This window comes from Rhodopseudomonas palustris (assembly GCF_013415845.1).
GTDB lineage: Bacteria > Pseudomonadota > Alphaproteobacteria > Rhizobiales > Xanthobacteraceae > Rhodopseudomonas > Rhodopseudomonas palustris_F.
In genome coordinates, this window is the sequence record NZ_CP058907.1 from 3,365,284 (window position 1) to 3,377,687 (window position 12,404).

At 64.2% G+C, this 12,404-nt stretch carries 10 protein-coding genes; 5 read left to right on the forward strand and 5 right to left on the reverse strand.

Annotation, left to right across the window (positions count from 1 at the left end; all coding sequences use genetic code 11):
• Positions 1-343 precede the first annotated feature (343 nt).
• Positions 344-1,117: a Crp/Fnr family transcriptional regulator gene (locus HZF03_RS15360; protein ID WP_011158600.1), complete on the forward strand. Its 774-nt coding sequence runs from the start codon at positions 344-346 to the stop codon at positions 1,115-1,117.
• An 84-nt stretch (positions 1,118-1,201) separates the two neighbouring features.
• Here HZF03_RS15360 and HZF03_RS15365 read toward each other — a convergent pair whose 3' ends face one another.
• Together HZF03_RS15365 and ndk are read right to left on the reverse strand one after the other, a co-directional pair.
• Positions 1,202-2,023, reverse strand: coding sequence for a TerC family protein (locus HZF03_RS15365; protein ID WP_119018208.1), 822 nt, complete (start codon positions 2,021-2,023; stop codon positions 1,202-1,204).
• 72 nt (positions 2,024-2,095) lie between these two features.
• Positions 2,096-2,518, reverse strand: a complete 423-nt coding sequence (gene ndk / locus HZF03_RS15370; protein WP_011158602.1) for a nucleoside-diphosphate kinase — start codon at positions 2,516-2,518, stop codon at positions 2,096-2,098.
• A 146-nt stretch (positions 2,519-2,664) separates the two neighbouring features.
• On the opposite strand from ndk, the gene HZF03_RS15375 reads away from it, so the two are divergent.
• On the forward strand, positions 2,665-4,542 hold the full coding sequence (locus HZF03_RS15375; protein ID WP_119018207.1) for an ABC-F family ATP-binding cassette domain-containing protein: 1,878 nt from the start codon (positions 2,665-2,667) through the stop codon (positions 4,540-4,542).
• Between the two features lie 3 nt (positions 4,543-4,545).
• Here HZF03_RS15375 and HZF03_RS15380 read toward each other — a convergent pair whose 3' ends face one another.
• The 3 genes from HZF03_RS15380 to HZF03_RS15390 all read right to left on the reverse strand — a co-directional run bounded on the left by HZF03_RS15380 (position 4,546) and on the right by HZF03_RS15390 (position 7,178).
• Positions 4,546-5,085: a hypothetical protein gene (locus HZF03_RS15380; protein ID WP_011158604.1), complete on the reverse strand. Its 540-nt coding sequence runs from the start codon at positions 5,083-5,085 to the stop codon at positions 4,546-4,548.
• Between the two features lie 127 nt (positions 5,086-5,212).
• Positions 5,213-5,665: a DNA polymerase III subunit chi gene (locus tag HZF03_RS15385; RefSeq protein WP_119018206.1), complete on the reverse strand. Its 453-nt coding sequence runs from the start codon at positions 5,663-5,665 to the stop codon at positions 5,213-5,215.
• Positions 5,666-5,675: 10 nt separating this feature from the next.
• A complete protein-coding gene (locus HZF03_RS15390) occupies positions 5,676-7,178 on the reverse strand; it encodes a leucyl aminopeptidase (protein ID WP_119018205.1) in 1,503 nt (500 codons plus the stop codon).
• A gap of 408 nt (positions 7,179-7,586) precedes the next feature.
• Between HZF03_RS15390 and lptF the strand changes: the two genes are divergently transcribed.
• Genes lptF through HZF03_RS15405 form a run of 3 tightly spaced genes read left to right on the forward strand, consistent with a single transcriptional unit; the run spans position 7,587 to position 12,368 of the window.
• Positions 7,587-8,753 carry an LPS export ABC transporter permease LptF gene (gene lptF, locus HZF03_RS15395; RefSeq protein ID WP_011158607.1) on the forward strand — a complete coding sequence of 389 codons (1,167 nt, stop codon included), beginning with the start codon at positions 7,587-7,589 and terminating at the stop codon, positions 8,751-8,753.
• A 13-nt stretch (positions 8,754-8,766) separates the two neighbouring features.
• Positions 8,767-9,852, forward strand: coding sequence for an LPS export ABC transporter permease LptG (gene lptG, locus HZF03_RS15400; RefSeq protein WP_011158608.1), 1,086 nt, complete (start codon positions 8,767-8,769; stop codon positions 9,850-9,852).
• Positions 9,853-9,860: 8 nt separating this feature from the next.
• Positions 9,861-12,368 (forward strand): LPS-assembly protein LptD, encoded by a 2,508-nt coding sequence (locus HZF03_RS15405; protein WP_165858115.1) that lies wholly within the window; start codon positions 9,861-9,863, stop codon positions 12,366-12,368.
• Positions 12,369-12,404: the final 36 nt, after the last annotated feature.

Genomic DNA, 12,404 nt, shown 5'->3' on the forward strand with positions numbered 1-12,404 from the left:
GAAATTTGTGGTATAGCAAGTGTCGCGCAACGCACCATGCTGATCTCGCGTAGTACGTAGCGCGACTGATCAGTTCCGATGCAGCGCACGCTGCAATCTGCAGCACACGTAGTTCGTCTCCTACGCGACTACTGCCTCTTTCACTCGCAGTGACTCTATTTCGCGCAATGATCCTCTGACGAGGATTGCTGCACCGCCGAACTGCGTCTTCATCGCGGCGAGGATGCGACAATAATGGACAGTTTGAGACATGGCCTCCCCCGTCTCTGTCCGGTAAGCTCCCTTTGAATCGGCGCAGCCGGTTCCAAGGCATCACATCAATCACCAAGGAGCCGTTCTGATTTTGGCGAACGATCTTCAAGCAAGCTCTCCTGCGGTACGAAATCGAATTCTGGCGCAGCTCGCACCGGATGATTTCGAGGCGCTTAAACCGTTGCTTCGGCCCGTCGAGTTTCGTGGCCGCGCTGTGCTGCAGGAAGCCAACCGGCGCGTCGAATGCGTGCACTTCATCGAGGACGGCCTGGTGTCGCACCTCTCTGGAACCCGCACCGACTTTGTTGAAACAGCCATGGTCGGCTATTTCGGCTACGTCGGGGTTCCGCTGGTGCTGGGAGCCGATGTCGCGTCGCAGCGCTCTGTCGTTTGCATGCCGGGAACTGCGCTGAGGGTTGAGGCCGAAGATCTGGCGCGGGTGATGGCCGACCGGCCGCAGATCCGTGAAGAGATGCTTCGCTACGTGCCGGCTTTAATCGCCCAGAATACGCAGAGCGTGCTCTGCGCCGCCAAGCACGAGATCAATCAGCGTCTCGCACGCTGGCTGCTGCTGGCGAACGACCGGATTCAAAGCGACGTGCTGTACATCACGCACGAACTGCTTGCCTCCAGCATGGGCGTTCGCCGTGCGAGCATCACGAACGCGCTGCTGCAGCTCGAGGCCGAAGGTGTGGTGGAGAAGCGCCGTGGTGCGGTGCGGATCGTGGATCGCCAGGCGCTCGAAAGCCGCACCTGCGATTGCTACCACATTGTGCGCGAAGCCTATGATCGAACCCGCACCGTCGAGTGTTGCGGCCATGATGGGGCTGACCACAGCCACGGCTTGGTCGCCGGGACTGCTTAAGAGCGGCCCTTACTCACGTTCAAAGATGAAGCGAGCCACCCGGCTCGCTTTTTTCTTGTCCGGCGTAGCAGCGGCAAATTTCCGTTATGCAGCCTGCTCGGCCGATTGCCGGCTCCGCCAGATCGAACCTGCGATCAGCACCACGATAGCGCCGACCACGGCGAACAGATGTTCGCCGACGCTGCCGTTGTTGGCGAGGTGCGTGTACATCCCCACCATTGCGAACAGCGCATCGAGCTGACCACCGATCGGCGCGTCGAGCTTGTGTACCAGCGGCAACGCAACCGGGTCTGTCGCGATCACTTGTCCGGCGATCCAGCCGAGCAGCGCCGCGCCGGCCCACACCAGGATCGGCAGTTTCTCCAGCACCATCAGGATCAGCGCCGCGCCCGCGACGATCAGCGGCACGCTGATTGCCAGCCCGAGGATCAGCAGCGGCACGCTTCCGTCGGCGGCGGCGGCAACCGCGATGACGTTGTCGAGACTCATGATGATGTCGGCGACGACCACAATCTGAACGGCGTGCAACAGATGCGAGGCCGCCTGGACGCTGTCTTCGTCTTCAGTCTCGGGGACCACCAGCTTGGCGGCGATCACCAGCAGCGCCAGTCCGCCGACCAGCTTCAGATAGGGCCACTCCATCAGCGTGGCGACGATGCCGGTGAAGACGATGCGGAGCAGGACGGCAGCGCCCGCGCCGAGCACCATGCCCCACAATCTGTGGTTCGGCTTCAGGCCGCGGCAGGCGAGCGCGATCACCAGGGCGTTGTCGCCAGACAACAGCACGTTGATCCAGATGATCTTGCTGACGGAAATCCAGAATTCGGGCTGCTGAACGCCGCTCTTGAATTGGGCGACGACCGACCAGAAGGTCGCGGGGTCAAAGACGTGCAGCACCCAGTCCACGATCTTTCCCCGACTTAGCCGGCATCCCGCGGCCGCTGACGATGAGTGGCCGGGGACGTCCGACGGTAATGCTTATCCGACGATTTCGTTGCCGGAGAAGAACTGGGCGATCTCGATCTTGGCGGTTTCCGCCGCGTCCGAACCGTGCACCGAGTTCTCGCCGATCGACTTGGCGTGCAGCTTGCGGATGGTGCCGTCAGCCGCCTTCGACGGATCGGTCGCGCCCATCACGTCGCGGTACTTCGCGATCGCGCCCTCGCCTTCGAGCACCTGAACCACCACCGGGCCGGAGATCATGAAGTCGACCAGTTCGCCGAAGAACGGGCGTTCCTTGTGCACGGCGTAGAAGGTCTCGGCCTGGTCGCGGGTCATGCGGATGCGCTTCTGGGCGACGATCCGCAGACCGGCCTTTTCGATCAGCGCGTTGATCGCGCCAGTGATGTTGCGCTCGGTCGCATCGGGCTTGAGAATCGAGAAAGTCCGTTCGATCGCCATGGAATGTCCTTGAAAGCTAAGGGCGGGAGGAGTTGCCGGGCTTATATCGACGCCGCCGCGCTCGGGCAAGCTACGGGGGACGATTCATCCGGCACTGATCTGCTCGATCCGGTTGCCTTTACGGCCCGACCCGGCCAAAACGCGCCATGCTCACGCTTACCGACATTTCGATCCGGCTCGCCGGACGGCTGCTGATCGACCAAAGTTCGGTCCAGATCGCCCCCGGCGCACGCGTCGGCTTCATCGGCCGCAACGGCGCCGGTAAATCCACCCTGTTTCGCGCGATCCGCGGCGAGCTTGCAACCGAGACCGGCCGCATCACCCTGCCGCCGCGGTGGCGGATCGGCAGCCTCGCTCAGGAGGCCCCGAACGGCCCCGAGACGCTGCTGGAAGTGGTGCTGGCCGCCGACGTCGAGCGGGCCGCGCTGCTGCTCGAGGCCGAAACCGCGCATGACCCGCACCGCATTGCCGACATTCAGACCCGGCTTGTGGACATCGACGCGCACTCGGCGCCGGCGCGGGCCAGCGCCATTCTCAGCGGCCTCGGCTTCTCCGCCGCCGACCAGGCCCGCTCCTGCTCGGAATTCTCCGGCGGCTGGCGGATGCGCGTGGCGCTCGCCGCGACGCTGTTCGCTGCCCCCGACCTGCTGCTGCTCGACGAACCGACCAACTATCTCGACCTCGAAGGCACGATGTGGCTCGAGGACCATCTCGCCAACTATCCGCGCACGGTGATCGTGATCAGCCACGATCGCGACCTGCTCGATACGTCGGTCAACGAGATCCTGCATCTCGACCGCGGCCGGCTGGTACACTTTCGCGGCAGTTACTCGGCCTACGCGGACTTCCGCGCCAACAAGCTGGCGCTCGACGCCAAGAATGCCAAGCGTGACGAAGCGCGGCGCAAGCATCTGCAGGACTTCGTCGACCGCTTCAAGGCCAAGGCGACCAAGGCGCGGCAGGCGCAATCGCGCGTCAAGATGCTGGAGAAGATGAAGCCGATCGCCCCGCTGGTGGCGGACGACACACCGGAGATCAATTTCCCGGCGCCCGAGAAAACGCTGTCGCCGCCGATCATCGCGGTCGACAACGTCGCGGTCGGCTACGATCCGAAGCACCCGGTTCTGCGGCACGTCACGCTGCGGATCGATCCGGACGACCGCATCGCGCTGCTCGGTGCCAACGGCAACGGCAAGTCGACGCTGGTGAAGCTGCTGGCAAACCGATTGGCGCCGTTCTCGGGATCGGTGACGCGGGCCGACAAGCTATCGATCGCGTACTTCGCGCAGCATCAACTCGACGAGCTGAACGAGGACGGCTCGACCTATGACCACGTCCGCAAGCTGATGCCGGATGCGCCGGAGAGCAGGATCCGGGCGCGCGCCGGCGCCATGGGCTTCTCCGGCAAGGCGGCCGACACCCTGGTCAAGAGCCTGTCGGGCGGCGAGAAGGCCCGCCTGCTGCTCGGGCTCGCGACCTTCTACGGCCCGAACATGATCATCCTCGACGAGCCGACCAACCACCTCGACATCGACAGCCGTGCGGCGCTGGCGGAGGCGATCAACGACTTCCCCGGCGCTGTGATCATGGTGTCGCACGACCGCTATCTGATCGACGCCTGCGCCGATCGACTGTGGGTGGTGGCCGATCACAAGGTGAAACAGTTCGACGGCGACCTCGACGATTATCGCCGAGCCGTGCTGTCATCGCGCGGCGCGCGGAGTGGGTCGTCAGAAGCCAAGGATCGCAAGGCCGATGATAGCGCCACCAAGGCGCCGGCATCGCGGACGAAGAAAACGGTTTCGCTGAAGCAGCAGATCGCCGATGCCGAAGCCGAGATCGACCGCATCACCGCGATCATCGAGAAGATCGATGCGGCGCTGGCAATCCCGGACCTTTTCACCCGCGATCCGAAACAGGCCGCTCAGCTCAGCACCGCGCGAGCCAACGCGCAGGCGGCGTTGCAGGCTGCTGAAGAGAAGTGGTTGGAAGCAAGTGCGGCGCAGGACGCCGCACAAGGCTGAGAGTTATTGCGCAGAGCGGGCGCTTCGCTTCTTCGCCCGCGTCGGCTTCCGCTCCTGCACGGCCTCCGGTGCACGCTCGATCACGCTGAGCCGGCCCGCCGTGAAGGTGTAGATGCCGGCACGCGCTCCGCGGTTGTAGGTCAGGACCGCGAGACGGTCGCCGCGCTCATTGTTGGACAGGCTGACGTGGTCCGGCGCGCCGAGGCCGCGCGCGACGTCGCATTCGGTGTGACCGAGCGCGACGGTGCCGCCCGGCGTCATCGGAGCGGCCTGCCCGTCCTGCGGCGCGTTGGGATCGCCCGGCGGCGGCCCCATGCCCGGACAGCGGCCGTCGGCGCTGATCAGGTCTTCAGGGGTAACCGGCTTGTCCGGCGTCAGCGGCGGGGTCTCGATCGAGATGTTCTTGATGAACACCCGGCCCGGCTTGGAGAACCATTCGGCGTCGCGCGACAGGAATTCAGGGGTGCCGGAACAGCCCGCAAGCAGGGGCGTCGCAAGCGCCAGCGTGATGAATAGCGGCCGCACGGAAAACTTCTGATACACGATCGATCACGCCCCAATAGAGATCTTAAGCACTTGTCCAATCATCGATTTACGGCACCACCGTGACAGGCCTTGCCGTAACTCTGCGGTCGCCTGCGGCGTCCACAGCCTCTTGCCTGGTCTCGTCCTAGTCCCGCCGTTGCCACCGACCGGCCTCGTCGGCCTGCCAATAGGTCACCTCGAAAGCCTTCGCCTTGCACTGCTTCCAGGCGTCGCGGGCCATCGCCACCGCCTCGTCGTCATCGCCGTTGAACAGCAACACCATCCGTTCGTAGCTGCCCGAGTCCTCGGGCAGCGCCGCATTGTCGACCAAGAACCGAACCTTGGCGCCGTTCGGATTGCCCTCGCTCGTCGTCAGCAGGATCGGCTGATGCGCGGCGTCTGCCACACGCCAGGTGGCGTGCGGCAGGAACGAGTCGTCGCGATAGGTCCAAAGATGCGAGTCGAGCGCGTCGGCCCGCTCCTCGGACGTCGACTGCACCACCACCCGCCAGCCGCGCGCGAGTGATTTCTCGAGCAGCGGCGGCAGCACCTGTTCGATGGTCCTGCCTTGGAGGTGATAGAACAGCACTTCGGTCATCGTGCGCCAATTACTTCTTGGCTTCGTAGTACTCCGCCACGAGCTGATTGAGCAGGCGGACGCCGTAGCCCGAGCCCCAGCTCTGATTGATCTCGTTCTTCGGCGAGGCCATCGCGGTGCCGGCGATGTCGAGATGCGCCCACGGCGTGCCGTCGACGAAGCGCTGCAGGAACTGCGCCGCGGTGATCGAACCGCCGTTGCGCGACCCGGTGTTCTTCATATCGGCGAACTGGGAGTCGATCTGCTTGTCGTATTCCGGGCCGAGCGGCATCCGCCAAACCTTCTCGCCGGTGGACTGACCAACGGCGGCCAGCCGCTCCGCGAGCTGATCGTTGTTGGAGAACAGGCCGGCATATTCGGTGCCGAGCGCCACCATGATGGCACCGGTCAGCGTCGCCAGGTCGACCATGAACTTCGGCTTGTGCTTCTGCGCCACGTACCAAAGCACATCGGCGAGCACCAAACGGCCCTCGGCGTCGGTGTTGATGATCTCGATGGTCTGGCCCGACATCGAGGTGACGATGTCACCCGGCCGCTGCGCGTTGCCGTCCGGCATGTTCTCGACCAGACCGATCGCGCCGACCGCGTTGACCTTGGCCTTACGGGCCGCGAGCGCGTGCATCAGGCCAACCACGCAGGCCGCGCCGCCCATGTCACCCTTCATGTCTTCCATGCTGGCCGACGGCTTGATCGAGATGCCGCCAGTGTCGAAGCACACGCCCTTGCCGACGAAGGCGAGCGGCTGCTCGCCCTTCTTGCCGCCGTTCCAGCGCATGATCACGGTGCGTCCCGGATGCGCCGAGCCCTGCGACACGCCGAGCAGCGCGCCCATCTTCAGCTGGGTCATCGCCTTGACGTCCAGGATCTGGACTTCGACGCCGAGTTTCTTGAGCTGCGCCGCCCGCTTGGCGAACTCTTCCGGGTACAGCACGTTCGGCGGCTCGTTGACCAGCTCGCGCGCCAGGATGACGCCGTCGACGACGTGGCTGTCGGGGGAGAACGCCTTCTTGGCCGCCGCCGGATCGGCCACCGCGAGCGTGACGCTGGCATTGGCCGCGCCGTTCTCGTCGTCCTTCTTCTTGGTCTTGTAGCGATCGAACTTGTAGGCGCGCAGCCGGATGCCGGAGGCGATCGCGGCCGCCTGCTCGGGCTTCATCGCGCCGGTCGGCAGATCGGCAACCACCGTCACGGCCGTATCGCCCGCGCCGATCTTGCCGGCGACGGCGCCGCCGAGCTTGAGCAGATCGTAATCGTTGATCGACGCGGCCTTGCCGGCGCCGACGACGATCAGGCGGCCGACCTTGAGGCCCTCAGGGGCCAACAGGTCCAGCGCAGAACCGGACTTGCCCTTGAACTGCGCGGTCGCGGCTGCGCGCTTGACGGTGGCGACCGCCGCGCCCAAGGCCTTGGTCGCCGTCGCGCCGAACTTCAGACCGTCGTCGCAGAACACGATCAGCGTGCCGCGCGCGGGCGTAGCAAACGGGACGAAACCGACCTTGACGGCGTCGGGCATTGGCATTCCTCCAAAAACGGGCTGTCGGCGGAAACGATCCGGCAGGCGCGGGTCCAAAGCCGTTGTTTTGGAGCGTTGAGGCGTCGAGTCAAGACAACATCGCTAAGCTGCGCAGCTTTCACGGGAAAGTGGATTGCGCGGCATCCCGCTGGCGGGCTTGTGCCGACTGCACCGTCAGCGGTGGCGCCGCCCTGCTTTGCGTTGCGCGGGACGGGAATCTGTGGTCTTCGGGAGCGTGTCGCGCACCATTAACCATATCCGCAGTGCGCCGCGTCCCGGCCATTTTGTTGACAGATCAGACAGATGGTAATGGCAACCTGGGACAAGGCCGGGCTTTCCGCCCTGGGGAGGATTCATCATGAATCCGGGCGGCCACAGAATCCGGATTCGAGGGGATCGTACTGAGCGATGGGCTCCATCGACCGCTATATCTTCCGCACGACCCTGGTGTCGTTCGCGGTCGTGATGGGTAGCCTGACGGGTGTGATCTGGATCACCCAGGCGCTGCGCGGCATCGATTTGATGACCAGCCAGGGCCAGACCATCATCACCTTCCTCGGGTTGACCGGCCTCGCCGTTCCGGTGCTGGTGCTGGTGATCGCGCCGATCGCGCTGATGATCGCGGTGGCCCACACCCTCAACCGGCTCGCAACCGATTCCGAAATCATCGTGATGAACGCCGCCGGCCTGTCGCCGATTCGGCTGTTCCGGCCGTTCTTCTACGCCACCATGGTGGTGGCGGCGCTTGTGATCATCATCGGCGCCTACATTGCGCCCGATGGGCTCCGCCGGATCGCCCGGTGGGACAGCGAGATTACCGCCGACGTGCTCGCTAACGTGCTGCAGCCCGGCCGGTTTGCACAGCTCGAGCAAGGGCTGACGATCCGGGTCCGCGAACGCCAACCGGGCGGTCTGCTGGTTGGCGTGTTCATCGACGACGCCCGCGCGCCCAACGAGCGCGTCAGCATCATCGCCGACCACGGCACCGTCGTCAAAAACGACAAGGGCTCGTTCCTGGTGCTGGAAGACGGCCACCTCGAGCGCTTCCAGACCGGCAAGCAGGAGCCCGCGCTGGTGGCGTTCAGCCGCTATGCCTTCGACATGTCGAAATTCTCGCGTGCCCGCGACGTCGCCTATGGCATTCGCGAACGCTATCTGTGGGAGCTGCTGTGGCCGGCGGAGAACGATCCGCTGCTGGCGAGGCTGCCGACCGAATTCCGCTCGGAAATGCACGATCGGTTGCTGGCGCCGATCTATCCGTTCTTCTTCGCCGCGGTCGCCTTCGCCTTTCTCGGCCTCGCCCGCACCACCCGACAGAGCCGCAACTTCTCGATGGCTGGCGCGGTGCTGGTCGCCTTCGTCGTGCGACTCGCCGGTTTTGCGCTGTCGGTGATCGCCAACAAGACGCCTTACGTCGCCGGCCTGCAGTATCTGCTGCTGTTCGTCGCCACGGGAACATGTCTGTGGCTGATCAACCGCAACGTCGTGATCGAACCGCCCGCGCGTGTAACCGAGGCCCTGAATGCCTTCAATGCGTCGATCGCCCGGTTGATCCGGCGGCCGGTGCCGGCGTAACGCGGGGCGCATGATGGTCGTCAATACGCTCGGACGCTACTTCGCCCGCCGCTTCGTGATCGCCTCGCTCGGGGTGTTCTTCGGGCTGTTCGTGCTGCTGGTGTTCGTCGACTATGTCGACCTGCTGCGCCGGGCTGGCGGCCTGGCCGTCTCGGCATTCTATGTCGCGCAGGCCTCGTTCTGCCGCGTGCCTCAATTGCTCGAACGGCTGCTGCCGTTCTGCATCCTGATCGGCGGCATGACCTGCTACCTGGCCCTGTCGCGTAGCCTTGAACTGGTGGTGGCGCGCGCCGCAGGCCTGTCGGCCTGGGAGTTCATCTCCCCGGCCCTCTGGAGCGCGATCGCGATCGGCATCTTCGCCACGACCGTGTTCAATCCGCTGTCCGCGCACATGCAAGAACGCGCCAAGCAGATGGAAGCCGAAATGTTCGGCGAGAACACCGGCGGGCTGCAGGACGCCAACGGCTTCTGGATGAATCAGGTCAGCCCTGACGGACAGGCGATCATCAACGCCGCACGCAGCCAGCAGCAAGGTGCGGTGCTGACCGGCATCACCGTGTTTCGATTCGAACCCGACTTCCAGTTCAAGGACCGAATCGAGGCGCGCGAAGCGGTGCTCGAACCGGGCCATTGGCTGCTGAAGAACGTACGCCGTTATACAATGGACGGTGCCCCGGTAGATCAAGACACCCTTGAGTTGCCGACGTCACTGACACTCGCGCAGGTCCGCAACAGCTTCGCCACCCCGGAAAGTGTGTCTTTTTGGCAACTTCCGACCTACATCAAGTCGTCGGAAAACTCCGGTTTTGCGACCGCAGGCTATCGTCTGCAGTATCACAAGCTGCTGGCAAAGCCGTTTTTGCTGGCCGCGATGGTCATGCTAGCTGCTTCTGTGAGCTTGCGATTCTTCCGTTTCGGCGGCGTGCAAAAGATGGTTTTGAGTGGCGTGGCCGCAGGCTTTCTGCTCTATATCCTGTCGAAAGTGACCGAGGATTTGAGTAAGGCTGAACTGATGCATCCGCTTGCTGCAGCGTGGTTGCCCGTATGCGTGGGCGGTCTCGCTGGATTTCTAGCCTTGCTCTATCAGGAGGACGGATAGTGGCTGCGATGGCCGCCCTCCATGGAAAGCTGTCGACCAAGCGTCGGCGCACCAAGGTGCGCCGGGAACGTGTGGTGACGGCCGTATTGCTGACGCCGTTTGCCGTGCTCGCACTTGCGGGCGGGATGCAGGCGGTCGCGATCGATTCCGCCTCCGCTCAGGGGTACACCTACAATCCGCGCCCCGCCCGGCCGAAGCCGCCTCCGCCGCCGGCTGCCAACAATGGCCAGATGCTGGTTCAGGCCAGCGAGGTCAATTACGACTACAACAACAAGCGCGTCGCCGCGGTCGGCAACGTGCAGATGTATTACAACGGCACCACCGTCGAGGCTGATCGGCTGGTCTACGACCAGGACACCAAGCGGCTGCGCGCCGAGGGCAACGTCCGCATGACCGATGCGGACGGCAAGATCACCTACGCCAATTTCCTTGATCTGTCGGACGACTACCGCGACGGCTTCGTCGACTCGCTGCGGGTCGATACGGCGCAGGACACCCGCATCGCGGCGTCGCGCGCGGACCGCACCGGCGGCAATTACAACGTGTTCCAGAACGGCGTGTACACCGCGTGCGCGCCCTGCAAGGACGATCCGAAAAAGCCGCCGCTGTGGCAGGTCAAGGGTGCGCGGATCATCCACGACCAGACCGACAAGATGCTGTACTTCGAAGATGCTCGGATCGAGTTCTTCGGCGTCCCGCTCGCGTACATGCCGTATCTGTCGACCCCGGATCCGACGGTGGCGCGCAAGACCGGCTTCCTGATGCCGGCCTACACGAGCAACACGACGTTCGGCTCGGGCTTCGAGATCCCGTTCTATTGGGCGCTCGCGCCCGACTACGACGTCACGATCACCCCGCGCATCACCACCAAGCAAGGCGTGTTGATGCAAGGCGAGTTCCGGCAGCGGCTGCTGGACGGTGCCTACGAGGTCCGCGCCTACGGCATCAACCAGTCCGATCCAGCCGCCTTCGGAACGAACACCCCCGGCAACCGCGACCTCCGCGGTGCAGTCGACACCAAGGGCCAGTTCGCACTCAACGACAAGTGGGTGTGGGGCTGGGAAGGCGTGCTGATGTCCGATCGCGCGTTCTTCCTGGACTATCGGCTGGCGCAGTATCGCGACAGCTGGGGCACGTTCCTCAATCAATCGACCGAGGCAACGTCGCAGATCTATCTGACCGGCGTCGGCAACCGCTCGTATTTCGACATTCGCGCGATCCACTATCTCGGTTGGGCCGCTGCGGATATTCAGGGCCAGATTCCGGTCGTGCACCCGGTGCTCGACTATTCGAAGACGCTCGACCAGAACATTTTCGGTGGCGAGTTCAGCTACAAGACCAATCTGACCAGTCTGAGCCGGCAGACCGCGCAGTTCGATCCGGTCACGACCATCGCCAACACCACGGGGCTTTGCCTCAACACGTCGGCCGATCCGCTGGCGCGGCTTCCGTCGAGCTGCCTGCTGCGCGGCGTTCCCGGCACCTACACCCGGTTGACCGCGCAGGCCGACTGGCGGCGTTCGTTCACCGACCCCTACGGCCAGATCTGGACCCCGTTCGCATCGCTGCGCGCCGACGCGATCGACGCTTCGATTTCGAACCAGCCGGGCGTGTCGAACTATCTGCTGCCGGGCGACACTCAGGCGATGCGGCTGATGCCGACCGTCGGCCTGGAATATCGCTATCCGTTCATCAACGTTCAGCCCTGGGGCACCACCACGATCGAGCCGATCGCGCAGGTGATCATCCGCCCGAACGAGTCCTACGCCGGCAAGCTGCCGAACGAAGACGCGCAGACCATGGTGTTCGACGCCAGCAATCTGTTCAGCGTCGACAAGTTCTCCGGCTACGACCGCGTCGAAGGCGGCGGCCGCGCCAATGTCGGCGTCCAGGCAACCACGCAGTTCGATCAGGGCGGCTCGGTCAACGTGCTGTTCGGCCAGTCCTACCAACTGTTCGGCTTGAACTCGTTTGCGGTGGCGGACGCCACCAACACCGGTCTCGACTCCGGTCTGGCCAAGCCGAAATCCGACTATGTCGGCCGGGTGTCGTACTCGCCGAACTCGACCTATAAGTTCACGACCCGCGCCCGCTTCAACGAAGCGACGTTCAACGTCGAGCGGTTCGAAGCCGAGGCCAGCGCCAGCTTCAATCGCTGGTCGGTGAGCATGATCTACGGCAACTACGGGGCCCAGCCCGATCTCGGCTTCCTGACACGCCGTCAGGGCATTCTTGGAACCGGAACGCTCAAAATCGCATCCAATTGGGTGGTCTCGGGCGGTGCCCGTTGGGATCTTGAGGCCAACAAGATCAACCAATACATCGTCGGCGCCGGTTATGTGGACGACTGCTTCGTGTTGGCGCTGAACTACGTCACCGGATATTCCTACGCCAACTATGGAACGACGCCGACGCTCAACCACTCGGTCATGGTGCAGATCGGACTCCGCACCATCGGCATGTTCACGATGCAGCAGAGTGTGTCTGGCGCATCGAGCGGCATGTTCGGCCAATAGCGCGCGCCGCGCGGGCCTGAACCGTTTTCCGGCTCG